The sequence below is a fragment of the Streptomyces sp. NPDC017890 genome (genome assembly GCF_044328675.1).
Lineage (GTDB): Bacteria > Actinomycetota > Actinomycetes > Streptomycetales > Streptomycetaceae > Streptomyces.
In genome coordinates, this window is the sequence record NZ_JBIRHU010000031.1 from 46,181 (window position 1) to 72,437 (window position 26,257).

The following is a 26,257-nucleotide window of genomic DNA, read 5'->3' on the forward strand; positions in this document are numbered from 1 at the left end:
ACCTGACCGTACGGCGGCTGCTGCTGACCGGGCTGGCCCGGCTGGCCGTAGCCGGGGGGCGGCGGGGCCGAGGGCGGCACGGGGGATCCGCCGGGCGGTGTGTTCACGGGCGCGACGATGGTCTGCGCGGCGTGCACGTCGTGCCCTGGCGCCGGGGCGGGGACCAGGGGCGGTACGGCGCCGGGCGGAGCGGCGAAGCCCTGCGGGACGGGCTGCGCGGGCTGTGGCGCGGGAGCGGGAGCCGGTGTGGGAGGCGCGCCGAACGCCGGGGGCGCGGAGGCCTGGGCGGGCGGGGCGAATCCCGGGGCGGCGCCGGCCTGCGGCTGCTGCGGCGTGGGCGCCTCCTCCTCGGCCACCTCGCCGCCGAAGTTCCTCAGCAGAGCGTCCAGCCCGCCGTCGAAGCCCTGCCCGACGGCGGCGAACCGCCACACGTCCTTCAGATAGAAGTCGCCGAGCATCACCGCGCGCTCGGTGGAGAACTCCGAGCCGCTGAACGGGTACCGGGCCACCTCCTCACCGCCCGCGACGATCCGGATGTATCCGGGGCCGGTCTGCGACATCTGTCCGGCGCCGTCGATCGTCGCTGTGAAGGACAGCTTCTGGATCTGCGACGGGATCCTGTCGAGGGTGACCCGGAAGGACTCCGTGTCACCCGCCTGCGCACCCAGGAGCTGGATGGACTCCTCGGGGGTCTTCGGCTGGTTGAAGAACACGAAGTAGCGGTCGTCCGACAACCGCTCGTCGGCGTCGAGGCCGAAGCAGCTGATGTCGAAACTCAGCCCGGGGCCGGAGATCTGCACGCCTACGTACAGATCCGTGCCCGCGGTGAGGTCACTGATCCTGGCCTTGTGGCCGCGTTGGAATTCCCTGGCCATGCGTTACGACCGTCCCCCATCCGAATGTGAGTGCGTCGCGCCAGGCTAACGGCAATTCCGGACACCGGAGGAGGTCGGTACAGACCCGGTACAGAACGCGGGCGCGGCCGTGCCGAACGCCCCGCCTGCGCTCGAGCGGAGGTGCGCGCTACTCGCTGCGGGCCCCCGGCACGTGCGGCAGCCGGTCTGCGGCGACCACTCCCTCGAGGTAGCCCCGAGCCCGCTCGGTCCTCGGATACGCCTCCAGCAGCCGCCAGAACCGGGGCCCGTGCCCGGGGACGAGCAGATGCGCCAGTTCGTGCAGAAGGACGTAGTCGACGACGTACTCGGGCATGCCCTGGAGGCGGTGCGACAGCCGGATGCTTCCCTCGGAGGGGGTGCACGAGCCCCAGCGGGTGTTCTGGTTGGTGACCCAGCGGACCGAGGTGGGCCGTGCCCGCCCGTCGAAGTACTGGCCCGACAGGCGCTCCGCGCGTCCGGCCAGTTCGGCGTCGCCGAGGACTCGCTTGCTCTCCTGGGCGGCCAGCTTGTCCAGCATGACGCTCACCCAGCGCTGCTCCTCCGCCTCGGACATTCGGGCGGGGATCAGCACGACGGTGCGGTCGCCCTCGCGGTACGCCGAGACCGTCCGGCGGCGCCGGGTGCTCCTGCGGACCTCGATCGCGCTCGCCCCCGAGCCGTTCGGCGGCTGATTCGTCGGTGCGCGCTGGGGCGCCCCGGCACGGTGCAGTGGGTCGGCGGACACGCCACGACGTTACCCGCTGCACACGGGGAAGTCCCGGCTCCGGGACGGTTCGGTGCCGATCCGCCACCCCTCCTCCGGATGTACGACTGATTTGTACGACTCGTTGTACGGATCGCGCGTACGACTCGCACGTACGACTCGCTTGTACGACGAATACCCACCGCCTGTGGACAACTTTCGGCGTCCGGCCACGCGTCCGGGCATGCTGGCACTCACCGGCGCAATCGTGACCGACCGCACGAACCGGTACGCGACCGGCCGCCGCCGGACACACGGGACGTTCGAAGACCTTCGAAAACCTACGGGGGACCTGGCATGCATCCGATGGTGAAGCCCGCGCTCAGGCGAGGCTGGCGCGATCTGAACACCGTGCAGTTCGGGATGACACCGGCGCACGCGCTGACACTGGGCCCGGTGGACACGGCCACGGGCAGTTTCCTCGAACTGCTCAACGGCACCCGCGGCCCGGCGCTCCTGCGCGAGGAGGGGCATCGCCTTGACCTGCCGGAAGGTCATGTCGACCGGGTGGTGGAGGGCCTGGCGCGGGCCGGCCTCCTCGACGACTTTCGGGGCGGTGGGCCGGACGCCGACGCCCTGCGCAAGAAGAAGGAGGTCCTCGACCGGCTCCGCCCCGACCTGGCCTCCCTGTCCCTGACCACCTCCGAACCGGGGGACGCGATGAGACACCTGGCCGCCCGGCGCGCCCAGCGGGTGCGGGTGAGGGGCGCGGGTCGGGTGGGCGCGGTGCTGTCCGGCCTGTTGTCGGGCGCGGGCGTCGGCGAGGTCGACGTGCTCGACGGCGGCCGCGTCGAGCCGTGGGACGTCACCCCGGGCGGGCTCCCCGCCGAGTCCGTCGGTGACCGCCGCGACGATGCGGCCCGCCGCGCCGTCCGGCGGGCCGCCCCCGGCCGCCCGCCGCGCCGCAGTCCCACAACGCCGCCCGAGGAGGGCACCCCGGGCTTCTCCCTGGTGGTCGTCGCCCCGCGCGACGACGTCGCGGTGCACACGCCCGACCCCGCTGCCGCGGAAGCCCTCATGGCCTCCGGCACTCCCCACCTGTACGCCGGTGTCGTGGAGGGGACCGGCGTCGTCGGCCCTCTCGTCCTGCCCGGCGAGACGGGATGCGCGGGCTGTCTGTACGAGGACCGCACCGACCGGGACCCGGCCTGGCCCCGTCTGGTGGCGCAGTGGCGGTCCAGCAGGCAGCGGCAGGTACGGCCCTGCGACCTCACCCTGGCCGCGACGGTCGCCGGGCTGGCGGCGGCTCACGCACTCGCCTTCCTGGACGGCCGGACTCCTTCGAGCGTCGGCGCACGCTGGGAGGTCTCGCTGCCGGGTCTGCAGTGGCACACGCGGCCGGTCCGGGCGCACCCGGCCTGCCCGTGCGGAGCCACCGGAAAAGGTAAGCAGGAACACACCCCCGAGGATGGGGAGCGGCGCGCGACAATGGCTGGGCAAGGGCCGTCGGCGGATGTACGCCGTGAGGCAGAACCGGGGCGGCCGGCTGGGACTTGGAGGGCGCATGTCTGATCTTCCGCGCAAGGCGGTCACCCGGACCGCCAAGCTCGCCGCGCTCCCGCTCGGCTTCGCCGGGCGGGCGACCTGGGGGCTCGGCAAGCGGATCGTGGGCGAATCCGCGGAGATCGTCGGCCAGCAGCTGCAGCAGCGCACCGCGGAGCAGCTGTTCAAGGTGCTGGGCGAGCTCAAGGGCGGGGCGATGAAGTTCGGACAGGCCCTGTCCGTCTTCGAATCGGCGCTGCCCGAGGAGGTCGCGGGCCCCTATCGGGCCGCGCTGACCAAACTGCAGGAGGCGGCACCGCCGATGCCGACCCGCACGGTGCACTCCGTGCTCGCGGAGCGGCTCGGCGAGGACTGGCACGACCTGTTCCTGGAGTTCGAGGACAAGCCCGCCGCGGCCGCTTCGATCGGTCAGGTGCACCGTGCGGTGTGGCACGACGGCCGCGAGGTGGCGGTCAAGGTGCAGTACCCGGGCGCCGGCGAGGCCCTGCTGTCCGACCTGAACCAGCTCAGCCGTTTCGCCCGCCTGCTGGGCCCGCTGGTCCCCGGCATGGACATCAAGCCGCTGATCACGGAGTTGAAGGACCGAGTCTCCGAGGAGCTGGACTACGACCTGGAGGCGCAGGCCCAGCAGGCCCACGCGGAGGAGTTCGCGCACGACGCGGACATCGTGGTGCCGGACGTCGTCCACCAGTGCGAGCAGGTGCTGGTCACCGAGTGGATCGACGGCATCCCGATGTCGGAGATCATCGCCGATGGCACACCGGAGCAGCGCGACCGGGCGGGTCAGCTTCTGGCCCACTTCCTCTTCTCGGGCCCGGCGCGCACCGGCCTCCTGCACGCCGACCCGCACCCCGGCAACTTCCGTCTGCTGCCCGGCGGGCCGGACGGGGAAGACGACTGGCGCCTGGGTGTCCTGGACTTCGGCACGGTCGACCGCCTCCCGGGCGGCCTGCCCGAGCCCATCGGGGCGGCCCTGCGTATGGCCCTGGACGGCGAGGCGGACGCCGTCTACGAGATGCTCTGTGCGGAAGGCTTCGTCAAGGAGTCGATAGAGCTGGATCCCGACGCCATCCTCGACTACCTGCTGCCGATCATCGAGCCCGCCCGGGTCGACGAGTTCACCTTCACCCGCGGCTGGATGCGGAGCCAGGCGGCCCGGATCGGCGATCCCCGCTCCCCCGCGTACCAGCTGGCCAAGCAGCTCAACCTGCCGCCGGCCTACCTGCTGATTCACCGGGTGACCTTGAGCACCATCGGTGTGCTGTGCCAGCTGGGAGCGACGGTGCGGCTGCGCGACGAGCTGGAGGAGTGGCTGGTCGGGTTCCTCCCCGAGGAGGACGAGTACACGGCGGAGGACGAGTACGAGTTGGGGGAAACGGCGGCGGAGGCGTGAGCCGCCGAGGATGAACGCGCCGTAGGGGCCGGCCCGTTCGGACGGGCAGGCCCCCTGGGGAGCTTCGCCTCCCTTGCGGGAGGCCACGCTGCGGTGTGACCTGGCTACTGCATGACCGCCATGGCGAGCGCGCGCCGGGCACGCATCGAGGCGCGCTCGGCTCGTCGCTGCATGCGGCGAGCGGTCGCCAGGCGCAGGGCCCGGCGTTCCCGCTCGGCCTCCTGCAGGCGTTCGTGCATATGCGCACGAGCCAGGGCTTCTGGGATGAGTTGCATCTCACGGGTCCTGTTCCGACGCGAGTCCTTCGCGTCACTGGTGGTGAAGTCTTCAGGCGTGAAGCCTGCGATGTCGTGGGTGGACGGCTTCATCGGGGCCTGCTTCTTGGGGTCGTACGTGAGGGGACGGTCGATCGTTCCTGCGGTGTTCATGCCGAGACCGGGTTCTTGCGCGGGCGGCCACGGGGCCGCTTCCGGGCGACGACGACACCCTGCACGAACAGCTCGCCACCCCAGACGCCCCAGGGCTCACGCCGCTCCTTGGCACCGGCGAGGCAGGCCTCGACCAGCGGGCAGGTGCGGCACAGGGACTTGGCGTACTCGACGTCCGCCGGCGACTCGGCGAAGAAGACCTCCGGGTCGTAGGAACGGCAGGGGACGGGCACGCCGAGGTTCTCGATGGCGTCGTCGAGCGCGGTGAGCGCGGTGAGCGGGGTCAAGGTGGAGTCCTCCGTGGGGACGGGCTTGGGGATCGTGTCGGAAGGCGGTACGGACGGGGCGTGCGCTTCGAGTTGCACGGGGTTTCTTCCTCGTCTGGTCGTTCCGGCCGGTCGGCCGGGTGGCGGCTTGGTACCGGGTTCTTTTCTTGTCCCGAGGCTCCTTCGTGCTGTCGTCCCCGTTCGGGGACAAACAGAAGGGCCGCGGATCCCGGATGGGGTTCCGCGGCCCTGAAGGCGCCGGCCTGATCGTCGATCAGACTGGATCACTCCAGGGTTCTGGCCCACGGAAGGCCCACATCAGGTGGTGCTGCGTCGTCTGCTTCCGGAATCCGGCACCGGTCGCGGTAAAGGCATAGGCCTGCGCCTGCGCCGTTACTGCTGCTTCCAGTGCCTTGGTCGGTCGCTCATCGCGCTCACGGACGGGAAGGTCCGCGGAGGCGACGGGGGCGGCGGCCGGAAGGACGGCGCGAATGCCGGACAGACCGGTGCCCGGGTTGGAAACGCCGAGCATGCACAGGGAGACGGCCGAGCGATCGGTCAGTTTGGCGGTGGAGCTGACGATGGAGCTGAAGTTGATGTTGATCACTGGACTCGCCTCCTCTCGGCGTCTCGGGGGACTGGGACGAACCAGTCCGCGGATATGCAAGTACAACACGGATTCAGGGCCTTCGGGAAGGCCGCTGCTCCCGTGACCAAGAACCTATGGGGATTCCCGGGGCATGCGCAAACTATTTTTTCGACGAGTTTGAATCAGTCGTCTTCGTCAAGCCCCACTCCGCTTTGGCCTGCGCAGATGGCCAGGACGTCCGCTCCGTACCGGTTGAGCTTCCGCGCCCCGACGCCCGGGATCCGCGCCAGCTCGCGCTCGTCCTCCGGGACGGACTCGGCGATCGCCATCAGCGTCTTGTCGGTGAAGACGCAGAACGCGGGCTGACCGCTGTGCCCCGCCTGGATCGCACGCCACTCGCGCAGCCGCTCGTAGACACCCTCGTCCATGTCGGACGGGCAGTCCTCGCAGCGCATCAGCTTCATCTCGCCCGCGTCGGTGAGCGTGCGCCCGCAGACCCGGCAGCGGGCCGGCACCCGCTGTACCCGTCTGGGGACCGGCACCGCGGCGCCGCCGCCCCCGAAGCCGCGCTCCACGCCTCCCGAGCCGCCCGCGGCCGCCCGCCCGCCGGCCGTCCCCGAACCTGGCCGCAGCCCTTTCAGGAAGCGGCTGGGACGGCGGCTCGGCCGGCCGCCGGGCGAGCGGGCGAGTGCCCAGGAAAGATGCAGGCGTTCGCGCGCACGGGTGACGCCGACGTAGAGCAGGCGCCGTTCCTCCTCGACCTGCTCGTCGGTCTTTGCGTAGGCGATCGGCATCATGCCCTCGGTGACGCCCACCAGGAAGACGACGTCCCACTCCAGCCCCTTGGCCGAGTGCAGGGAGGCGAGGGTGACGCCCTGCACCGTCGGTGCGTGCTGGGCGCCCGCCCGCTCGTCGAGTTCCGTGACGAGGTCGCTCAGCGTGGCGCCCGCTCTGGCGGCGGCGAAGTCCTGGGCGAGGTTGACCAGGGCGGCCAGCGACTCCCAGCGCTCGCGGACGGCGCCCGACCCTGCCGGGGGCTGCGGGGACCACCCTTCGCCGGACAGCACCGCGCGCACCTGGGAGGGCAGGTCGACGGCGTCGTCGAGGAGGGAGTCGTTGCCACCGAAGCGCGCCGCGGCCCGCAGGGAACTGCCGGCTTTGCGTACTTCCGGGCGGTCGAAGAAGCGCTCCGCGCCGCGCAGCTGGTAGGGGACCCCGGCGTCGGCGAGGGCCTGCTCGTAGGTCTCCGACTGGGAGTTCGTACGGAACAGGACCGCGATCTCGGCGGGCGGAACGCCCGAGTCGATGAGCTCACGGATACGACGGGCGGCACCCTCGGCCTCGGCCGGTTCGTCGGTGTACTCGGCGTACACGGGCTCGGGGCCCGCCGGACGCTGGGAGACCAGCTCCAGACGGTGGTCCGCGGCCCGGCCCCGGGCCTGGACGAGCAGGCCGTTGGCCAGGTGGACCACCTGCGGGGTGGAGCGGTAGTCACGGACCAGCTTGACGACGGTCGCGCCGGGGTGGCGGCTGCGGAAGTCGAGCAGATGGTCGGGGGTTGCTCCCGTGAACGAATAGATCGTCTGGCTGGCGTCGCCGACCACGCACAGGTCGTCGCGGTCGCCGAGCCACAGCTCCAGCAGGCGCTGCTGCAGGGGGCTGACGTCCTGGTATTCGTCGACCACGAAGTGCTGGTACTGGGCACGGACCTGTTCGGCGACGTCGTGACGGTCCTGGAGGACGGCCACCGTCAGCAGCAGCACGTCCTCGAAGTCGATGACACCGCGCCCGCGCTTCAGATCCTCGTAGGCGGAGTAGAGCTGCGCGATCTCCGCCGGATCGCGGGGCACCTCACGGCCGGCCTTGGCCGCCGCGAGGGCGTAGTCGGCGGGGACGGTCTGGGTCACCTTGGACCACTCGATCTCGGCGGTGACGTCGCGCAGCTCGCCCCTGTCGAGGCGGATACGGCAGGCGGCGGCCGCGTCGGCGACGAGCTGGATCTTGCGGTCGACGAGTCTGGGCAGGGAGCCACCGATCGCTTTCGGCCAGAAGTACTGGAGCTGGCGCAGCGCCGCCGAGTGAAAGGTGCGGGCCTGAACGCCGGCGGCACCCAGCTGGCGCAGCCGGCCTCTCATCTCCCCGGCGGCCCGGTTGGTGAAGGTGACGGCGAGCACGCTGGAGGGCTGGAGGATCCCCGCACGTACCCCGTAGGCGATGCGGTGGGTGATCGCCCGGGTCTTGCCGGTACCGGCGCCCGCCAGCACGCACACCGGACCGCGCAGGGCGGTCGCCACCTCGCGCTGCTCGGGGTCGAGCCCTTCGAGCACCGCGTCGGCCGAGTCCGGTACCTGCGGGAAAAGGGTGGAGTGCGTTGCTGCTGTCACACCGCCATGCTGCCAGGTCGCGGGAGACGGGTGAGTCGGTTGTCCACAGGCACGCACCGATAGTCGTACCGATGCGGCAGGCGTCACACGCCTCGGTCGCGCCGGGAATGGTGGCGCCGCCGAAGACGTTCCCCCGGTGCGACCTCATCCCCGAGCCGCCGAAGGAGCGCGATAGACATGCCGGGCACTGTGACGATGTACAGCACCACGTGGTGCGGCTACTGCCGTCGGCTGAAGAGCCAGATGGACCGCGAGGGCATCGCGTACACGGAGATCAACATCGAGCAGGACCCGGAGTCCGCCGCGTACGTGGAGAAGGCGAATGGCGGAAACCAGACGGTACCCACTGTCCGGGTGGTCCCTTCCGCGGGTGGCAACGAGGTCGTCATGACGAACCCGAGCCTTGCCCAGGTGAAGCAGGCTCTCGCGGTCTGACGCTCGCCCGCGACCCCCGACCGTGCCCAGGATGGCTGGTCGGGGGTTTCGTGTGCGCGCCTGCCTCGCCGTACGTCCCGTGGAAGCACGAACACCGTCAGGTATCAGGGCCTTCGACCACCATCGGGGCCTTCCAACGGGTCCGGGACAACGTTTCAACCCGAAGATCGCGGTCTTGTACACGGACTTGCTGCCCACGCTCGCGCCGTACGGCTTCTCACCGCATATCGGGATGCCGGCCAAGGCCCGCGCCTTCTTCGAGAGGACGCGTACGCGGGCACGTCAGACGTGCGACACGTGTTGAGGGGTGGCCTCCCCGGGGAGGCCACCCCTCTACACGTCGTCCTGCCTCAGAAGGAGCCGCGCGTCGGCAGCGGCCTGCCGTACCAGAGCTCGATGAGGCGGGCCGCGATGGAGATGCCGTAGGGCGGGAGCACCTCGCCGGAGTCGAAGGCGGCGCCCAGCTCGTCGCGGGAGAACCAGCGGGCCTCGTGGATCTCGTCGCCGTCGACGTTGATGTCGGTCGAGGTGGCGTGGGCCATGAAGCCCAGCATCAGGCTGGAGGGGAAGGGCCAGGGCTGGCTGGCGACGTACTCGACGGAGCCGACGGTGATGCCGGCCTCCTCGTAGACCTCGCGGCGGACCGACTGCTCGATGGACTCGCCGGGTTCCACGAAGCCGGCGAGCGTCGAGAAGCGGCCTTCGGGCCAGTGGACCTGGCGGCCGAGCAGGATGCGGTCCTCCGCGTCCGTGACCGCCATGATCACCGCCGGGTCGGTGCGCGGGTAGTGCTCGGCGCCGCAGGCGGGGCAGCGGCGGATGTGTCCGGCCGCGGCGATGACGGTGCGCTCGCCGCAACGGGAGCAGAACCGGTGCAGGCGCTGCCAGTTCTCCAGGGCGACCGCGTGAGCCAGCAGACCCGCGTCGCGGGGCGACAGGAGCAGCCCGGCCTCGCGCAGGCCCGCCGGGCGGGCGGACTGGTCCATGCGGCCGGGCAGGGAGTCCTTCTGGAGGGCGAAGTAGCTGACGCCGTCCTCGTCGGTGCCCAGGAAGTAGCGGTGTGCCTCGGTGAGCGGGGCCTCGAAGGACGGGGTCATGACGAGTTCGGTGCGCCCGTCGGGCGTCTCGTCGATGAGGGCCTGACCGCCGGAGACCACGAAACAGCGCGTCGAGGGGTGGCTCCACGCCGCAGCGAGCCACGCCTCGTCGAGGCGGTGGTGAGCGGCGCGGTCGATGCCGCTCGGGGCGGTGAGCGAGATGGGACGGTCGGCGGTGTGGTCGGTCCAGGTGGTCACGGGTGCTTCCAACTCCCCCGGTGAGCGGTTCGGTGCGGCAGGCGGTTCAGCGGGTCGTACGGCGGGTGGCGACCGGGTCCGGAGGGCTCGGCGGTGCGGGGCGGCCATTCCAGTGTGCCGCGCGCGCGATGCCGGTCCGGACCAGGACCGTGCGGGGCGTTCAGGGCGCGTGGCTCCAGTGTTCCGCCAGGTCACCCCACAGGTGGGCGGACGTCTCGACGCCCTTGAGGAGCAGATCGAGCTCCACCTTCTCGTCGGGGGCGTGCCAGCCGTCGGACGGGACGGAGATGCCGAGGAAGAGCACCGGTGTGCCGAGGACCTCCTGGAGCTCGGCGGCCGGCCCGGAGCCGCCCTCGCGGGTGAAGCGGACCGGTTTCCCGAAGGCCCGGCCCATGGCGCGGACCACCGATTGCAGCGCCGGGTGGTCCAGTGGTGTCAGGCATGGGCGGGTGGCCGCGCTGAAGGTGATCTCGCAGCGGATCCCGGCGGGCACCTGCTCGGCGGCCCAGGCGCGGACGGCCTTCTCGACGTGGTCGGGGTCCTGGCCCGCGACCAGCCGGAAGGAGAGCTTCACCATGGCGGACGACGGGATGATCGTCTTGCTGCCCGGGCCCTGGTAGCCGCCGCCGATGCCGTTGACCTCGGCGGTGGGGCGTGCCCAGACGCGTTCCAGGGTGGTGTGCCCGGCTTCGCCGTGGGCGGCGTACGACTTGGCCGTGCGCAGCCACTGCCGCTCGTCGAAGGGCAGCTCGGCGAAGAGGCCGCGTTCGTGGTCGGTGAGTTCGATCACGCCGTCGTAGAAGCCCGGGATCGCCACGCGCGCGTGCTCGTCGTGCAGGGCGGCGGCGAGGCGGGCGACGGCGGTGGCCGGGTTGGGGACCGCGCCGCCGAAGGAGCCCGAATGGATGTCCTGGTCGGGGCCGTGGAGCCGGATCTCGCATTCGGCGAGGCCGCGCATGCCGGTGCAGACCGTGGGGGTGTCCTCGGACCACATGCCGGTGTCGGAGACGATCACCGCGTCGGCGGTGATCCGCTCGGCGCGCTCCTCGGCCAGGGCCCGGAAGTGCGGGGAGCCGGATTCCTCCTCGCCCTCGATCAGCAGCTTGAGGTTCACCGCGGGGGTCGTGCGGCCGGTGGCGGCGAGGTGGGCGCGGACGCCGAGTGTGTGGAAGAACACCTGCCCCTTGTCGTCGGCCGCACCGCGCGCGTAGAGGCGCTTCCCACGGATGACGGGCTCGAAGGGATCGCTGTTCCAGCCGTCCTCGCGGGCTGCGGGCTGCACGTCGTGGTGGCCGTAGACGAGGATCGTCGGTGCCTGCGGGTCGCTGGAGGGCCACTCGGCGAAGACGGCCGGGGCGCCCTGGGTCGGCCAGACCTCGGCGGTCGGGAAGCCTGTCTCCTTCAGCTTGGCGGCGAGCCAGTCGGCGCTGCGGCGCACATCGGTCGCATGGTCGGGCTGGGCCGACACGGACGGTATGCGCAGCCAGTCGACGAGGTCGTCGAGGAAGGCGGCGCGGTGCTGCTCGATGTACGTACGGACAGCGCTGACAGCATTGTCAACGGGGTGGCTCATACTCACGAGCCTATCGGCCCGCATGGACACCCTGATCGTGCGGTTCGTCACCGACCGGCTCGGTCAGCAGCAGATCCTCCAGCGCGGCGCGGTCCGGCAGCCCCTCGGGCCGTACGACCTCGCCGGTGCGTACGTACAGGAAGGCGGCCGTCACCGACTCCAGCGGTACGTGCATCTGCTCGGCCCAGGCCAGGCGGTAGAGCGCGAGCTGGAGCGGGTCGCCGCTGGCGGTGCGGTTCGTCTTCCAGTCGATGATCTCGTACGTCGCCGTCGCCCCGTCGCCCTCCTTGTAGACGGCGTCGATGCGCCCGCGTACGACACGGCCGGCGAGCGAGAGCTGGAAGGGGGCTTCGACGCGGTACGGGGTGCGCCGGGCGTACTCGGTGCGTTCGAAGGCGTCCTTGAGGAACTCCAGGTCGCGTTCGTCGGCGACCTCTGCCTCGCGGCCCGGGAGCTCCTCCGGTTCGAGCAGGGGCAGCGTCAGTGGTTCGAAGCGGGCCTCCACCCAGGCATGGAAACGGGTGCCGCGGCGGGCAGCGGGCTGGGGCGGGCGGGGCATCGGCCGGGCCAGCTCCTGCGCGAAGCCGTCCGGATCGGCGGCCAGGCTCAGCAGTTGGGAGGCGGTCAGCGACGCGGGGAGGCGCACCTCGGTGACGCTCTCGCGGGCGCGCAGGAGCTCGCCGGTGAGGGCGTCGAGGTCGCGGTCCCAGGAGGCGACGGCGCGCGCCTCCTCCGGAGTGAGGCGGGCGGAGGCGGTTCGCCCGGTTCGCGGTTCCTCGAAGTGGGGGCGGGGCAGGTCGGTGCCGCCGGGCTGCCTTGGAGGGGTCGCTTGGTGCGGGATGGCGGGGCTGGTGTCCGGCGCCGTTGCGGCCGGGGCCGACGGGGCGGTGGGCCGGTCGGTGGTCCAGGAGTCCCAGTCGGCGGGGTCTTCCGTCCAGCCGGGGTCGCCGGGGACCTCTTCCTCCTGGAGTACCTCGTCGTCCCCGGGCGGCGGCGGCCAGTCCGGGTCGTCGAAGGTGTCCGGGTCGTGCGCGGCTGCGGCACGGCCCTCCTCGTGGGAAGCGAGGCTGTCCAGGTGGGCGAGAACCGTTTCGGCGGCGGCCCGGCGCCGGGCGAGTGCCTCGTCGTCCAGGGGCAGGGGCCAGGCCTGGTCGGCGGTCGCCCGGTGCAGGGCCGGGTTCACCTCGTCCTCGGCGGGTTCGTCCGCCCAGGCCTCGATCTCGCCGTGACCGGCGGCGCAGTGCTCGTACAGGTCGGTGAGGAAGGCGGACGGTCCACGGGGTTTCTTCTGGCTGGGGCCCCACCAGTGGCCGGAGCCCAGCAGCAGGGAGCGGGGGCGGGTGAAGGTGACATAGCCGAGGCGGAGCTCCTCGGTGTGCTGGTGTCCCTTCATGGCTTCGTGGAATGCCTTCAGTCCCCGGGAGTCCCAGGACCCGACGTCGGGCAGGGTGTCGGCGTCGCCGCGCAGGCCGTGCGGCAGCACCTTGCCCTGGGCGGTCCACTTCTCGCGGCCCTGGCCGCTGGGGAAGGTGCCGGTGACCAGGCCGGGTACGGCGACGACGTCCCACTCCAAGCCCTTGGACTTGTGGGCGGTGAGCACCTTGACGGTGTTCTCGCCGCCGGGCAGGGCGTTGTCCAGGCCCTTCTCGTACTGGGCGGCGGTGCGCAGGAAGCCGAGGAAGGCGAGCAGGGTGGCCTCGCCGTCGCTCGCGGCGAAGGATGCGGCGACGTCCAGGAAGTTCGACAGCGTCTCGCGCCGGCGGGCGGCCAGGGCGTGCGGGGACGCCGACAGCTCGATCTCCAGGCCGGTGACGGCGAGGACGCGGTGCAGGACGTCCATGAGCGGGTCGGACAGGGCCCGGCGGAGGTCGCGCAGTTCGGCGGCGAGCCGTGCGAAGCGCACGCGGGCGTCCGTGGAGAAGGGCAGCCCGTCGTCGCCGCCGGTGCCGTCCAGCGGGGTCTCCAGGAAGGTGTCCAGGGCGTCCGCGAGCGATATCACCTCGGACGGGTCGACTCCCTCGACGGCCGCGGCGAGTCGCCGGTCGGGGTCGTCGTCGCCGTCCACGCGCGCGTGGCTCACCAGGAGCCGGGCGCGGCGGCCCAGCAGGGCGAGGTCGCGCGGGCCGATGCGCCAGCGCGGGCCGGTGAGCAGGCGGACCAGGGAGGCGTTGGCGCCGGGGTCCTGGAGGACTTCGCAGACGGCGACCAGGTCGGCCACCTCGGGCAGGTGCAGCAGCCCGGAGAGGCCCACGACCTCGACGGGAACGTCGCGGGCCACCAGCGCGCCCTGGATCTCGGCGAAGTCGGTCGCGGTGCGGCACAGGACGGCGATCTCGCCGGGCGCCTTGCCGGTGCGCACGAGGTGGGCGACGGAGTCGGCGATCCAGTCGATCTCCTCGGCGTGGGTGCGCAGCAGGGCGCAGCGGACCGTGCCGTCGCGTTCGGCGCCGGGGGCGGGACGCAGGGCCTCCACACCCGCGTGCATGGCGCGCAGAGGCTCGGCGAGGCTGTTGGCGAGATCGAGGAGGCGGCCGCCGCTGCGGCGGTTCTCGCTGAGCGCCTGGCGGGTGGCGGGCCGGCCGTCCGCGTGCGCGAAGTGCTCCGGGAAGTCGTCGAGGTTGGCGACGGAGGCGCCGCGCCAGCCGTAGATCGCCTGGCAGGGGTCGCCCACGGCGGTCACGGGGTGGCCGGTGCCGCCGCCGAACAGGCCCGCCAGGAGGATGCGCTGGGCCACCGACGTGTCCTGGTACTCGTCGAGCAGTACGACCCGGAACTCGTCTCGCAGGACGCGGCCCACCTCCGGCAGCCCGGCGAGCTGGGCGGACAGCGCGATCTGGTCGCCGAAGTCGAGCAGGTCCCGTTCGCGCTTGGCGGCCCGGTAGCGGATCACCAGGTCGGCGAGTTCACGGCGTGCGGCGGCGGCCTCGGGGACCTTGCGCAGATCGGCGTTGCCGAGCTTGACGTTCTGCAGGGAGTCCAGGAGGCCGGCGTCCCAGGTGCGCAGTTCCTCCGGGCGTACGAGGTGCTCGGCGAGCTCCGCGTCGAGGGCGAGGAGGTCGCTGACCAGATCGGCGAAGGAGCGGGTGAGCGCCGGATAGGGGCCGGGAGCCTCGCGCAGGACCCGCGCGGCGAGCTGGTAGCGGGTGGCGTCGGCGAGCAGACGGGAGGTGGGCTCCAGGCCGAGGCGCAGACCGTGGTCGGTCAGAAGGCGGCCCGCGAAGGCGTGGTACGTCGAGATCACCGGTTCGCCCGGCGGGTTGTCCGGGTCGATCACGTCCGGGTCGGTGACGCCCGCCCTGATCAGCGCCTTGCGGACGCGTTCGGCGAGTTCGCCGGCCGCCTTGTTGGTGAACGTGAGACCGAGGACCTGTTCGGGGGCGACCTGGCCGGTGCCGACCAGCCACACCACGCGCGCGGCCATCACCGTCGTCTTGCCCGACCCGGCTCCGGCCACGATCACCTGCGGGGCGGGCGGCGCGATGATGCACGCCGTCTGCTCCGGGGTGAAGGGGATACCGAGGAGCTCCTTGAGCTGATCGGGATCAGTGAGATGGGCCGGCACGTCAAAGAGGCTAGCGGCGGGCACTGACAACGGGCGGCGGGATCGCCTCCGGAGTGACGAGAAGTGCAGGTCAGCACCTGTGGTGCGTCTCGTCACACCAGGCGGTCCTTCCGCTTCGGCCGCTTACTCCACGACGTGCCGACCCTCGGGCCGCGCACTGCACGACGCGCGGAAGGCGCAGTGGGTGCAGTGCTGGCCCGCGGTCGGCGCGAACCGTTCGTCGAGGACCTTGCCGGCGGCCGTGGCCAGCAGGTCCCCGACCCACTCGCCCCCCGGCCCTTCCAGGGAGTCCTGTGCCTGCACCTTGGGGAGGGTCTCGCCACCGTCCCGTTTGGGCGCGCCCTGGCGCAGCTGGACGAGCTCGGCGCCGCCCGGCTCCGGGCGGGTTCCGTCGAAGACGTCATCGACGGCACCCTCGCGGACGGCGAGCTGGTAGACGGCGAGCTGCGGGTGGTGGGCCACCTCGGCGGAGGTGGGCGCCTGTTTGCCGGTCTTGAAGTCGACGACGTAGGCGCGGCCGTCGCTGTCCGCCTCGACGCGGTCCATCTGGCCGCGGATGCGCACCTGGTAGTCGCCCGCCTCCAGGGTCACGTCGAAGTCGTGCTCGCTCGCCACCGGCGTGCGTCCGGCGCGGTCCATGACGTGCCACTTCAGGAAGCGTTCGAGCGCCACGCGCGCGTTGGCCTTCTCCTGCGCCGACTTCCACGGCGCGTCGAAGGCGAGCGCGTTCCACACCGAGTCCAGGCGCTCCATGAGGACGGCGAGGTCGGCCGGCGTGTGACCGGAGGCCACCTCGTCGGCGAGGACGTGCACCACGTTGCCGAAGCCCTGGGCGGCGGTCGCGGGTGCGTCGGCCTTCACCTCGCGGCCGAGGAACCACTGGAGGGCGCAGGTGTTGGCCAGTTGGTCGAGGGCGCTCCCGGAGAGGGTGACGGGCTGGTCGCGGTCGCGCAGGGGCACCTTGCTCTCGGTCGAGTCCCACATGCCCCACCAGCGGTACGGGTGAGCGGACGGCACCAAGGGACGGCCGTCCTCGTCGGCGAGAGCGGCGAGGCGGGCCAGGCGGCGGGCGGCGGCCTCCCTCAAGGGTTCGGAGACGCGGGGATCGACCGTGGTGGCGCGCAGCTCGGCGACGAGCGCCGAGACGGCGAGCGGGCGACGGGGGCGGCCCGTGACGTCGGCGGGTTCGACTCCGAGTTCGGTCATGAACCGGGAGGGCTGGTCACCGTCGTCGGCCGGTGCCTTCACGGCGGTCACGACGAGCCGCTCACGCGCGCGCGTGGCGGCCACGTAGAACAGGCGGCGTTCCTCGGCGAGCAGCGCGCCGGGGGTGAGCGGTTCGGCGAGTCCGTCGCGGCCGATCCGGTCGGCCTCCAGCAGGGAGCCGCGACGGCGGAGGTCCGGCCACAGGCCCTCCTGGACGCCCGCGACGACGACGAGCCGCCACTCCAGTCCCTTCGAGCGGTGCGCGGTCATCAGGCGGACGGCGTCGGGGCGTACGGCACGCCGCGTGAGGGTGTCGGCGGCGATGTCCTCGGCGTCGATCTCCTCCAGGAAGTTCAGGGCACCCCGGCCGCCGGTGCGCTCCTCCGCACGGGCGGCCGTCGCGAAGAGCGCGCACACGGCGTCGAGGTCGCGGTCTGCGTTGCGTCCGGCCGCGCCACCGCGCCGGGCGGAGCGTTCCAGGCGGGTGGGCCACGGCGTGCCCTCCCACAGGTCCCACAGCGCCTCCTCGGCGCTGCCGCCGCCCGCCAGGCGCTCGCGGGCCTTGCGGAGCAGCGCGCCGAGGCGCTGGGCGCCACGCGCGTACGCGGGGTCGTGCACCGCCAGCCTTTCCGGCTCGGCCAGCGCCCGCGCGAGCAGTTCGTCCGAGGGCGGCGGCAACGGGTCGCCCGCGGCGCGCTCCTCCTCCCGCAGGGCACGGCCGAGGCGGCGCAGGTCGGCGGCGTCCATCCCGGCGAGCGGGGAGGTGAGCAGGGTGAGGGCGGTCTCGGTGGGGAGCCAGCACGGGTTCTCCGCGCGGTCGACACGCTCACCGGGCACGGTCCGGACCGCGGTATCGCCGACGGCCTCGGGCACGACCGCATCGGGCACGACCGCATCAGGCATGACCGCGTCGGGCATGACCGCGTCGGGCACGGCCGCATCAGGCACGGCTTCCGGCACGGCCTTCACGGTCGCCTCGGGCCCGGCTTTCGCCTCAGCTCCGGCCTCAGGTCCCGCCTCCACCCCAGCGTCGGCATCCGCCTCACGGCCCGCCTCCACCCCAGCGTCGGCATCCGCCTCACGGCCCGCCTCCACCCCAGCGTCGGCATCCGCCTCACGGCCCGCCTCCGCCCCAGCGTCGGCATCCGCTTCGCCTCCGGCCTCCGCCATCTCACCGAGGCCAGCCTCGGTCCGTTCTCCCGCCTCCGCCTCCGCCACCGCCACCGCCCGCAGTGCCGTCAGCAGGGGCGCCACCGCCGGCTCGTGTCGCAGGGGAAGGTCGTCACCGTCGATGTCCAGGGGGACGCCGGCCGCGGTGAGGGCGCGGCGGACCATGGGGATGGTGCGTGACCCGGCGCGCACCAGGACGGCCATGTCGCCCCAGGGGACGCCGTCCTCCAGGTGGGCCCGGCGCAGGATGTCGGCGATGTTGTCCAGCTCGGTACCGGACGTCGGGTACGTGAACACCTCGACGCGCCCTCCGTCCCGCACGGGGGCGAGCTCGCGGTGGGCGCGCACCTTGTCGGCGGGCAGTCGGGTCAACGGCATGCGCTGGGTCAGCAGCCGGGTCGCGGCGAGGAGGGCGGCCTGGGACCGGCGTGAGGTCCGCAGCACCTCGACCGGTGCCGGGCGGCCGTCCGCGCGCGGGAAGGCGGTCGGGAAGTCGAGGATGCCGTTCACGTCCGCGCCCCGGAAGGCGTAGATCGACTGGTCGGGGTCGCCGAAGGCGACGAGGGTGCGTCCGCCGCCGGCCAGGGCGTGCAGCAGCCGGACCTGGGCCGGGTCGGTGTCCTGGTACTCGTCGACGTAGACCGCGTCGTACCGCGCGGCCAGGTGCTCGGCGACCTCGGGACGGCGGGCGAGGAGCACCGCGCGGTGGACGAGTTCCGCGTAGTCGAGCACGCCCTGCAGGTCGAGCACGTCGAGATACTCGGCGAGGAAGACGGCGGCGGCCCGCCAGTCGGGTCGGCCGAGACGCCGGGCGAAGGCCCCCAGGGCGTCCGGGCCGAGGCCCAGTTCGCGGCTGCGGGCGAGGACCGCGCGGACCTCGTCGGCGAAGCCGCGGGTGGTCAGGCAGGCGCGCAGTTCGTCGGGCCAGCGCACATGGGCCAGGCCGAGCCGCTCCAGGTCGACCTGCCCGGCGAGCAGCTCGCGTACCGTCACGTCCTGCTCCGGGCCGGACAGCAGCCGCAGGGGCTCCACGAAGAGGTCCCCGGCCTGGTGAGCGCGGACCAGGGCGTAACCGAAGGAGTGAAAGGTCGTCGCCCGGGGAGCACGCGTGGCTCCCATGCGCAGCGCCATCCGGTCGCGCAGCTCGAGGGCCGCCTTGCGGCTGAAGGTCAGCACCAGGATCCGTTCGGGGTCGCCGCCCCGGGCGATCCGTTCCGCCACGGACTCGACGAGCGTGGTCGTCTTGCCGGTGCCCGGGCCCGCGAGGACGAGCAGCGGTCCGGCCCCGTGGTCAACCACGGCGCGTTGCGCGGCGTCCAGAAGAGGGGGATCCATTCGCTCCGGCGGGGTACGCACCAGCCGGTAAGCGCCACGGCTCCCCCGTCGCCCCTGGGGGTGCGACGGGTGTCTGGTGGAGGAGAAGGAGCTCACGTGGTTCGCCGGTCCTGGTGGGTGTGCTGGTGGGCCGTCCGCACTGCGGGCACGACGGGGGCCGCGGGATGAGAGGGACTGGTGCAGCCGACGCTACGCCGACGGATGAGACGGAAGCAGGGCGTCCTCTTCTTCCCTCGGGTCACGCGCGGAGCCTGTGTCCCTCGCCCCACGAACGTACGTCATGTCTCGGACGTGCCCGAAATGCGCCTTTTACCTCATACGGATCACGGGTCACACGTCGGCCGACCCGATGGCGGAAGCTGTCAGGTGTGACCCTGTGCGCGTTCGCCGCCGTCCCACCGCGCCCGCTTCAGGTCGAGGCGCGGCAGATGATCCTCCGCGGCTCTGCTCGCCTCCTTCAGGGGCGTGCCCTCCTCCCGGTAGCGGTCGAGCGCCTCCAGTTCCTGCCCGGCGAGCAGGACCCCGTCCGCGCGGACGACGCGCCACCACGGAACGCCTCCCCCGTAGAGGGACATCACCCGTCCGACCTGACGGGGTCCCCCCTCCTCCAGGTACTCGGCGATGTCCCCGTACGTCATGACACGGCCCGGCGGAATCAGTTCGGTCACCTCGAGAACCCGCTCGGCGTACTCGGGCAGCGCGTCCGCGTACTCCGGGCGGGCGTCGTCCGGAAGACTCTGCTCGCTCATCCGACCCATCCTGCCCCACCCCACCGACAACGCGAGGCACTCCCGACGGTGCGCGTCCCTCGCCCGGAAGCGGCGCTTCGGGCAGACTGTGCGGCCCGCACGGGCACCCTGATGCCTGCCGAGGCCGACGCGGCATGCCACCATCGTGCGGGCGGTGACCAGTGATACGAGAGCAAGAAGAGGCGATGAAACAGCAGGGTGTGCACCCCGAGGACCCCGAGGGCACCTCTGACTCCTCGTCGCGCCCGGACACCGCGGACGGAGACGGCGAGACCGCCGGCCGACGGACGGCCGCAGACCGGACGGCGACCGCCGCCGACCCCGACGACGTCGCGCACATCGACGAGGTGGAGGGCGACGAACCGCTGCTCCCCGCGCGCGTGCACCGTCCGTCCGACCTGATGCGGCTCCTGGTGGGCGTGCTCGCCGTCGCCGTACTGCTCGCCATCGCCGCCTTCGCGCACGGCACCACCTCGGGCCTCGAACAGGACATCAGCAAGGGCACCGGGCAGGCGCCCGATCTGCTGATCAAGATCGCGGGACTGGCCTCCAGCATCGCGATCCTCCTCGTGCCCGTCGCGTTCGCGATCGAGCGGCTGATCAAACGGGACGGGCTGCGTATCGCCGACGGCGTGCTGGCGGCGGTCCTCGCGCACGGGGTGACCCTCGCCACCGACCTGTGGGTCGCCGAGGCAGCCCCCGGTTCCATCCAGGACGCGCTCACCCAGCCGTCGCCCGGCGACGTCCACGCCCTCACCGACCCCGTGCACGGTTACCTGGCGCCGGTCATCGCCTACATGACGGCCGTCGGCATGTCCCGCAGACCCCGCTGGCGCGCGGTGCTGTGGATCGTGCTGCTCCTCGACGCCTTCTCGATGCTCGTCACCGGCTACACGACGCCGTTCTCGATCATTCTCACGGTGCTCATCGGCTGGTCCGTGGCCTACGGAACCCTGTACGCGGTCGGCTCCCCCAACGTCCGCCCCACAGGGCGGACGCTGATGGCGGGCCTGCGGCACGTCGGCTTCCGCCCGGTGACCGCCGCCCGCGAGGAAGCGCCGACGGACACCGCGGAGACCGGGGACCGCGGCCGCCGCTACTTCGTCACACTGGAGGACGGCCGACCGCTGGACGTGACGGTGGTGGACCGGGAGCAGCAGGCACAGGGCTTCTTCTACCGCGCGTGGCGCAACCTGACGCTGCGCGGCTTCGCCACCCGCAGCAGCCTGCCCTCGCTGCGGCAAGCCCTGGAGCAGGAGGCGCTGCTCGCCTACGCGGCGATCGCGGCCGGCGCCAACGCCCCCAAACTGATCGCGACGTCCGAACTGGGTCCCGACGCCGTGATGCTCGTCTACGAGCACACCGGCGGACGCACTCTCGACTCGCTGTCGGACGAGGAAATCACCGACGACCTGCTGCGCGGCACCTGGGAGCAGGTGCAGGCCCTGCAGTCCCGTCGCATCGCGCACCGCAGGCTGGTGGGCGACGCGATCCTGGTGGATCGTTCCGGCACCGTGATCCTCACCGACCTGCGCATCGGCGAGATCGCCGCCGGGGACCTGCTGCTGCGCATGGACATCTCCCAGCTCCTGGTGACGCTCGGGCTGCGGGTGGGCGCCGAACGCGCGGTCGCCTCGGCGGTGGGCGTGCTCGGCCCCGACGCCGTGGCGGACTGCCTGCCGATGCTCCAGCCCATCGCACTCAGCCGCTCCACGCGCGCGACCCTGCGCAAGCTGGCGCGGGAGCGGGCCCAGCGCGAGCGGGAGGCGGTCCTGGAATCGTCCCGGCAGGCCAAGCTGGCCCGCGCGGAGGCGGCTGCCGGTGACGGCGCAGGCCCCACAACCGGACAGCCCGACAAGCTCGACAAGCTCGACAAACCAGTCAGACCCGATAGACCTGAGAGACCCGACAAACCCGCCAAGAAGGTCGTACGCGCCGAGCAGCGGGCGGAGAAACGGGCCGTCGACGAGGCGCTGGAGGAGGCGCGCGAGGAGGACTTGCTCACGCAGATCCGGCACGCCGTACTGCGTATCAGGCCGCAGGCCCCCGTCGAGCCGGCCCGCCTGGAGCGGGTGCGACCGCGCACGCTGATCAGCTTCATCGCAGGCGCGATCGGTGCCTATTTCCTGCTGACGCAGCTCACCCACATCGAGTTCGGGCCGCTGATCTCGAACGCCCAGTGGGGCTGGGTGGCCGCGGCGGTGCTGTTCTCGGCGGCGAGCTACGTCGCGGCAGCGATGGCCCTGCTGGGCTTCGTACCCGAGAAAGTGCCGTTCCTGCGGACCGTGGCCGCGCAGGTCGCCGGGTCGTTCGTGAAGATCGTCGCCCCCGCCGCGGTCGGCGGCGTCGCCCTGAACACCCGCTTCCTGCAGCGCGCAGGGGTGCGCCCCGGGCTCGCGGTCGCCAGCGTGGGCGCGTCGCAGTTGTTCGGGCTCGGCTGTCACATCCTGATGCTGCTGTCCTTCGGCTACCTGACCGGCACCGAGAAGACGCCGTCGCTGTCACCGTCCCGGACGGTCATCGCGGGTCTGCTGACGGTGGCGGTGCTTGTGCTCGTGGTGACCTCGGTGCCGTTCCTGCGGAAATTCGTCGTCACGCGCGTGCGGTCGCTTTTCGCCGGGGTCGTACCCCGCATGCTGGACGTACTGCAACGGCCGCAGAAGCTGGTCACCGGCATCGGCGGCATGCTGCTGCTCACCGCCTGCTTCGTGATGTGCCTGGACGCCTCGATCCGGGCCTTCGGCGACGAGTCGACGTCGATCAGCCTGGCGAGTGTCGCGGTCGTCTTCCTCGCCGGCAACGCGCTGGGGTCCGCGGCGCCGACGCCGGGTGGTGTGGGCGCGGTGGAGGCCACGCTGACGGTCGGCCTGATCGCCGTCGGCCTGCCCAAGGAGGTCGCCGCCCCGGCAGTGCTGCTGTACCGGCTGCTCACGCTGTGGCTGCCCGTACTGCCGGGCTGGCTGGTCTTCAACCACCTGACGCGGAAAGAGGCGTTGTAACGGGGTCTCCAGGCCGGTCCCCGGGCCGCTCTCTGAACCGGTCCCCCGGCCCGCCTCCGAGCCGTTCCCTTACGCTTCGGCCCTGACCCGTACGGCGACGCTTCGGCCCTGACCCGTACGGCGGGTCGAGGCCGCACCCGTGCTCCCCCTGGGCGCGTCCATTCGCCCCGGGGGACTGCCCGTACCTCGGACGGCTCCGGCCCCGAGCGCGCAACTCCGCGCGACCGCACGATGGAGGCATGCCGATCCCCTCCCGGCTGCGCGCCGCCACCCTCACCGCCGCCACCGCCACCGCCCTGACCCTGTACGCGCTGCTGGCGGGCTGCGGCGGCGGAAGCCGGGAAGACGGGGACCTGACGGGGCAGAAGCTCGGCTGGAAGGACTGCCCGGCACCGTCCGAGGCCGAAGGCGGCGGCGCCGCCCCGTCCCCGCTGCCGGACGGCGACGAGTGGCAGTGCGCCACCATGAAGGCCCCACGCGACTGGAACGACCCCAAGGGGGACACGATCGACCTCGCGCTGATCCGGGCCGAGGCCAGTGGTGAGGCCGACCGGCGAATCGGTTCGCTCGTCTTCAACTTCGGCGGCCCGGGCGGATCGGGCGTCACCACGCTGCCCGCCTTCGGCCAGGACTACGCGAAACTGCGCACCCGCTACGACCTGGTCAGCTTCGACCCGCGCGGCGTCGGCCGCAGTGCCCCCGTGGAGTGCCTGGACGACAAGCAGCTCGACACCTACTTCCAGCAGGACGCCACCCCCGACGACGCGGCCGAGCGCACCGAGTTGGCGGACAACACGGAGGAGTTCAACGCGGCCTGCGAGAAGCACTCGAAGAACATCCTGCCGCACGTGCGCACCACCGACGCGGCCCGCGACATGGACCTGATGCGCCAGGTCCTGGGCGACGACAAGCTGCATTACTTCGGCATCTCCTACGGCACCGAACTCGGCGGCGTCTACGCCCACCTGTTCCCCAGGAAGGTCGGCCGCGCCGTCTTCGACGCGGTCGTCGACCCGACGCAGACGCCGGAGCAGGGCTCGCTCGCGCAGGCGAAGGGCTTTCAGCTCGCGCTCGACAACTTCGCCGAGGACTGCGTGTCGAAGGTCGACGCCTGCCCCGTCGGGGACAGCGCCCAGGACGTCAAGGACCGCATCGCACGGCTCCTCGATGACCTCGACCGCAAACCGATCCCCGGCGTCTTCCCCCGCGAACTCACCCAGACCGCCGCGACCGGCGGCATCGCGCAGGCTCTGTACTCGAAGGACTTCTGGGAGTACCTCACCGACGGTCTGGACCAGGCGTACGACGGTGACGGCAGGGTCCTCATGGTGCTGTCGGACGCACTGAACGGACGCAACCAGAACGGCGAGTACAGCAACATCACCGCGGCCAACACCGCCATCAGCTGCGCCGACGCCAAGCCGCGGTACGACCCCGCGTACGTGGAGCGCAAGCTGCCCGAGTTCCGGGACGCCTCAGCGCTGTTCGGCGACTACCTCGCCTGGTCCATGCTCAGTTGCACCGACTGGCCGATCGCAGGTGCCGCCGACCATCCCGACGTCAGCGCGCCGGGTGCGCCGCCGATCCTGGTGATCGGCAACACCGGCGACCCGGCGACGCCCTACGAGGGCGCCGGGAAGATGGTGGACGCGCTGGGGAAGGGCGTGGGCGTGGAGCTGACCTACAAGGGCCAGGGGCACGGGGCCTACGACAGCAAGAACGCCTGTGTGCAGAACGCGGTGCACGACTACCTGCTGGACGGGAAGGCACCGGCGGCCAAAACCGTCTGCTCCTGACCTCCACAACTGCAGATTACGAGCAAAAAGGCAGGTCAGGGCGTTATCCACAGGGCCCGACGGGCGCTGCGCGATCCGCCTACCATGGCATGACCGCCATCCGCTGCACGGCGCGGACGGCTCGCGAGGGGGAGAGCACATGGCACGACTCGTACGGTGGACGGCTCTGACCACCGCCGCCGCGCTGCTGGCAACAGCGGGCTGCAGCAGCGGCTCGTCCGGTGACGACAAGGACGACGGGGGGACAGGGGGGACGAGCAGCGCACGGCCGTCGGCGGCGACCCCGTCCGGGGTGCCCGAGTCGCTGGCCTCCCAGACGCTCGACTGGAGCCGCTGCAAGGGCACCTCCGACTCCCCCGCGCCGGGCGGCGACTGGCAGTGCGCCACGCTCGAGGCGCCTCTCGACTGGGCCGAGCCGGGCGGCGAGACGATCGACCTCGCGCTGATCCGCGCCGAGGCCACCGGCGACGAGCGCATCGGCTCCCTGCTGTTCAACTTCGGCGGCCCCGGCGGTTCGGGCGTCTCCACGATGCCGTCCTACGCCGACACCGTGTCCTCCCTGCACGAGCGGTACGACCTGGTGAGCTGGGACCCGCGCGGGGTGGCCGCCAGCGAGGGGATCCGCTGCCGCGGCGACGAGGCGATCGAGGACGCCGAGTCGGTGGACTCCACGCCGGACACCGCGGCCGAGGAGCAGGCATACCTCAAGGATGCCGCCGACTTCGGCAAGGGCTGCGAGAAGGCCGCCGGCAAGCTGATGGGCCACGTATCGACCACGGACACCGCCCGCGACATGGACCTGATGCGGCACGTGCTGGGCGACGAGAAGATGCACTACTTCGGCATCTCCTACGGCACCGAACTCGGCGGCGTCTACGCCCACCTGTTCCCCAAGCGCGTGGGGCGCGTGATCCTCGACGCCGTCGTGGACCCGAGCGCCGACACGATGGGCCATGCCGAGAACCAGGCCAGGGGCTTCCAGCGCGCGCTGGACGACTATCTGAAATCCACGGGGGCGGACCCGAGACAGGGATCGCGGGAGATCGCCGACCTGTTGGGGCGGCTCGACGCGGAGCCGCTGCCGACGTCGTCGCCCGGGCGGAAGCTGACGCAGTCGCTGGCACTCACCGGGATCGTGCTGCCGCTCTACAGCAAGGACGGGTGGCCGGCCCTGACCAGCGCGCTGGCCGCGGCCGAGGAGGGCGACGGCTCGGAGCTGCTGGCTCTCGCCGACGGCTACAACGAGCGCGATCCTTCGGGGCGCTACGGCACGACGACCCACTCCCAACGGGTCATATCGTGCCTGGACGACAAGCAGCGGCCGACCCTCGAGGAGACGAAGAAGCTGCTGCCGAGGTTCGACGAGGTCTCGCCCGTCTTCGGGGCCTTCCTCGGCTGGGACACGGCCGGGTGGTGCCACGACTGGCCGGTGGCCGGTCAGCACGAGACCCCGGAGGTGAGCGCCTCCGGCGCCGCTCCGATCCTGGTGGTCGGCAACACCGGCGACCCGGCCACGCCCTACGAGGGCGCCCGCAGGATGGCGGACGAACTGGGCAGGGACGTCGGTGTGGTGCTCACCTGGAAGGGCGAGGGGCACGGGGCGTACGGGAGCGGGAGCGACTGTGTCGACTCCGCGGTGGACGGCTATCTGCTGAAGGGGACGGTGCCGGAGGACGGCAAGGTCTGCTCATGACGACGGCGGGGGCTCCGGGACCTGCGGTGCGCGAAGCCCCCGCCACCCGGGGACGGGAGAAGGGCCCGGACAGCCGCAGCGCGTGCATCCCGCCGGCCCGCCGAACGGCACGTCCGCCGTCGCAAGGGCCTCGCAAGGGCCGCTCGCAAGGGCCGCTCGCCGGGCCGAGCGGTTGAAGTCGTCGCGGTTGACCGGACGGCCGTGGTCCCATCGCTCGCGCCGAGGCAGCTCCCGGCCGACTCG

The 26,257-nt window shown here is 72.1% G+C and carries 17 protein-coding genes; 6 read left to right on the plus strand and 11 right to left on the minus strand.

The window, feature by feature from the left end; all coding sequences use genetic code 11:
- Nucleotides 1–875 (minus strand): TerD family protein (locus ACH4F2_RS31595; RefSeq protein ID WP_398136172.1); only part of this gene is annotated, 875 nt, incomplete at its 3' end.
- Between the two features lie 148 nt (nucleotides 876–1,023).
- Nucleotides 1,024–1,620: a M48 family metallopeptidase gene (locus ACH4F2_RS31600; RefSeq protein WP_398136173.1), complete on the minus strand. Its 597-nt coding sequence runs from the start codon at nucleotides 1,618–1,620 to the stop codon at nucleotides 1,024–1,026.
- Nucleotides 1,621–1,935: 315 nt separating this feature from the next.
- On the opposite strand from ACH4F2_RS31600, the gene ACH4F2_RS31605 reads away from it, so the two are divergent.
- Nucleotides 1,936–3,150, plus strand: a complete 1,215-nt coding sequence (locus ACH4F2_RS31605; protein ID WP_398136174.1) for a TOMM precursor leader peptide-binding protein — start codon at nucleotides 1,936–1,938, stop codon at nucleotides 3,148–3,150.
- A complete protein-coding gene (locus tag ACH4F2_RS31610) occupies nucleotides 3,143–4,534 on the plus strand; it encodes an ABC1 kinase family protein (protein WP_398136175.1) in 1,392 nt (463 codons plus the stop codon). Before ACH4F2_RS31605 ends, ACH4F2_RS31610 begins: the two co-directional genes overlap by 8 nt.
- Before the next feature lie 104 nt (nucleotides 4,535–4,638).
- On the opposite strand, the gene ACH4F2_RS31615 is transcribed toward ACH4F2_RS31610, so the two are convergent.
- From ACH4F2_RS31615 to ACH4F2_RS31630, 4 genes are all read right to left on the minus strand, one after another.
- On the minus strand, nucleotides 4,639–4,962 hold the full coding sequence (locus tag ACH4F2_RS31615; RefSeq protein ID WP_398136176.1) for a hypothetical protein: 324 nt from the start codon (nucleotides 4,960–4,962) through the stop codon (nucleotides 4,639–4,641).
- Nucleotides 4,959–5,327 carry a WhiB family transcriptional regulator gene (locus ACH4F2_RS31620; RefSeq protein WP_351390591.1) on the minus strand — a complete coding sequence of 123 codons (369 nt, stop codon included), beginning with the start codon at nucleotides 5,325–5,327 and terminating at the stop codon, nucleotides 4,959–4,961. The genes ACH4F2_RS31615 and ACH4F2_RS31620 overlap by 4 nt, the downstream gene beginning before the upstream one ends.
- Before the next feature lie 175 nt (nucleotides 5,328–5,502).
- Nucleotides 5,503–5,835: a hypothetical protein gene (locus tag ACH4F2_RS31625; protein WP_398136177.1), complete on the minus strand. Its 333-nt coding sequence runs from the start codon at nucleotides 5,833–5,835 to the stop codon at nucleotides 5,503–5,505.
- A gap of 164 nt (nucleotides 5,836–5,999) precedes the next feature.
- Nucleotides 6,000–8,201, minus strand: coding sequence for an ATP-dependent DNA helicase UvrD2 (locus ACH4F2_RS31630; protein WP_398136178.1), 2,202 nt, complete (start codon nucleotides 8,199–8,201; stop codon nucleotides 6,000–6,002).
- A 177-nt stretch (nucleotides 8,202–8,378) separates the two neighbouring features.
- Here ACH4F2_RS31630 and ACH4F2_RS31635 point away from each other — a divergent pair, with 177 nt between their 5' ends.
- Complete coding sequence (locus tag ACH4F2_RS31635) at nucleotides 8,379–8,636, plus strand: mycoredoxin (protein WP_398136179.1); 258 nt, start codon at nucleotides 8,379–8,381, stop codon at nucleotides 8,634–8,636.
- A gap of 350 nt (nucleotides 8,637–8,986) precedes the next feature.
- Here the strand turns inward: ACH4F2_RS31635 and nudC are convergent, their stop codons facing one another.
- The 5 genes from nudC to ACH4F2_RS31660 form a co-directional block, all read right to left on the minus strand.
- Nucleotides 8,987–9,931: an NAD(+) diphosphatase gene (nudC, locus tag ACH4F2_RS31640; protein ID WP_398136180.1), complete on the minus strand. Its 945-nt coding sequence runs from the start codon at nucleotides 9,929–9,931 to the stop codon at nucleotides 8,987–8,989.
- 160 nt (nucleotides 9,932–10,091) lie between these two features.
- Entirely contained in the window at nucleotides 10,092–11,504 is a 1,413-nt protein-coding gene (locus ACH4F2_RS31645; RefSeq protein ID WP_398136181.1) for a dipeptidase, read from the minus strand.
- 10 nt (nucleotides 11,505–11,514) lie between these two features.
- The gene (locus ACH4F2_RS31650) at nucleotides 11,515–15,066 is read right to left on the minus strand and encodes a UvrD-helicase domain-containing protein (RefSeq protein WP_398136182.1); all 3,552 of its coding nucleotides are present in this window, start codon (nucleotides 15,064–15,066) and stop codon (nucleotides 11,515–11,517) included.
- A gap of 123 nt (nucleotides 15,067–15,189) precedes the next feature.
- Nucleotides 15,190–18,873, minus strand: coding sequence for a UvrD-helicase domain-containing protein (locus ACH4F2_RS31655; protein ID WP_398136183.1), 3,684 nt, complete (start codon nucleotides 18,871–18,873; stop codon nucleotides 15,190–15,192).
- Between the two features lie 266 nt (nucleotides 18,874–19,139).
- Nucleotides 19,140–19,526, minus strand: a complete 387-nt coding sequence (locus tag ACH4F2_RS31660; RefSeq protein ID WP_398136184.1) for an MGMT family protein — start codon at nucleotides 19,524–19,526, stop codon at nucleotides 19,140–19,142.
- A gap of 185 nt (nucleotides 19,527–19,711) precedes the next feature.
- On the opposite strand from ACH4F2_RS31660, the gene ACH4F2_RS31665 reads away from it, so the two are divergent.
- The 3 genes from ACH4F2_RS31665 to ACH4F2_RS31675 all read left to right on the plus strand — a co-directional run bounded on the left by ACH4F2_RS31665 (nucleotide 19,712) and on the right by ACH4F2_RS31675 (nucleotide 26,014).
- Nucleotides 19,712–22,525 carry a YbhN family protein gene (locus ACH4F2_RS31665; protein WP_398136185.1) on the plus strand — a complete coding sequence of 938 codons (2,814 nt, stop codon included), beginning with the start codon at nucleotides 19,712–19,714 and terminating at the stop codon, nucleotides 22,523–22,525.
- A 239-nt stretch (nucleotides 22,526–22,764) separates the two neighbouring features.
- Entirely contained in the window at nucleotides 22,765–24,321 is a 1,557-nt protein-coding gene (locus tag ACH4F2_RS31670) for an alpha/beta hydrolase (RefSeq protein WP_398136186.1), read from the plus strand.
- Nucleotides 24,322–24,460: 139 nt separating this feature from the next.
- Nucleotides 24,461–26,014 (plus strand): alpha/beta hydrolase, encoded by a 1,554-nt coding sequence (locus ACH4F2_RS31675; RefSeq protein WP_398136187.1) that lies wholly within the window; start codon nucleotides 24,461–24,463, stop codon nucleotides 26,012–26,014.
- The last annotated feature ends 243 nt before the right edge of the window (nucleotides 26,015–26,257 follow it).

Excerpts from the sequence above, each read along its gene's own strand:
- ACH4F2_RS31605 (WP_398136174.1), top strand. The coding sequence starts at position 1,936 with ATGCATCCGATGGTGAAGCCCGCGCTCAGGCGAGGCTGGCGCGATCTG.
- ACH4F2_RS31610 (WP_398136175.1), top strand. The coding sequence starts at position 3,143 with ATGTCTGATCTTCCGCGCAAGGCGGTCACCCGGACCGCCAAGCTCGCC.
- ACH4F2_RS31615 (WP_398136176.1), bottom strand. The coding sequence starts at position 4,962 with ATGAACACCGCAGGAACGATCGACCGTCCCCTCACGTACGACCCCAAG.
- ACH4F2_RS31635 (WP_398136179.1), top strand. The coding sequence starts at position 8,379 with ATGCCGGGCACTGTGACGATGTACAGCACCACGTGGTGCGGCTACTGC.
- ACH4F2_RS31645 (WP_398136181.1), bottom strand. The coding sequence starts at position 11,504 with ATGAGCCACCCCGTTGACAATGCTGTCAGCGCTGTCCGTACGTACATC.
- ACH4F2_RS31660 (WP_398136184.1), bottom strand. The coding sequence starts at position 19,526 with ATGAGCGAGCAGAGTCTTCCGGACGACGCCCGCCCGGAGTACGCGGAC.
- ACH4F2_RS31665 (WP_398136185.1), top strand. The coding sequence starts at position 19,712 with ATGAAACAGCAGGGTGTGCACCCCGAGGACCCCGAGGGCACCTCTGAC.
- ACH4F2_RS31670 (WP_398136186.1), top strand. The coding sequence starts at position 22,765 with ATGCCGATCCCCTCCCGGCTGCGCGCCGCCACCCTCACCGCCGCCACC.
- ACH4F2_RS31675 (WP_398136187.1), top strand. The coding sequence starts at position 24,461 with ATGGCACGACTCGTACGGTGGACGGCTCTGACCACCGCCGCCGCGCTG.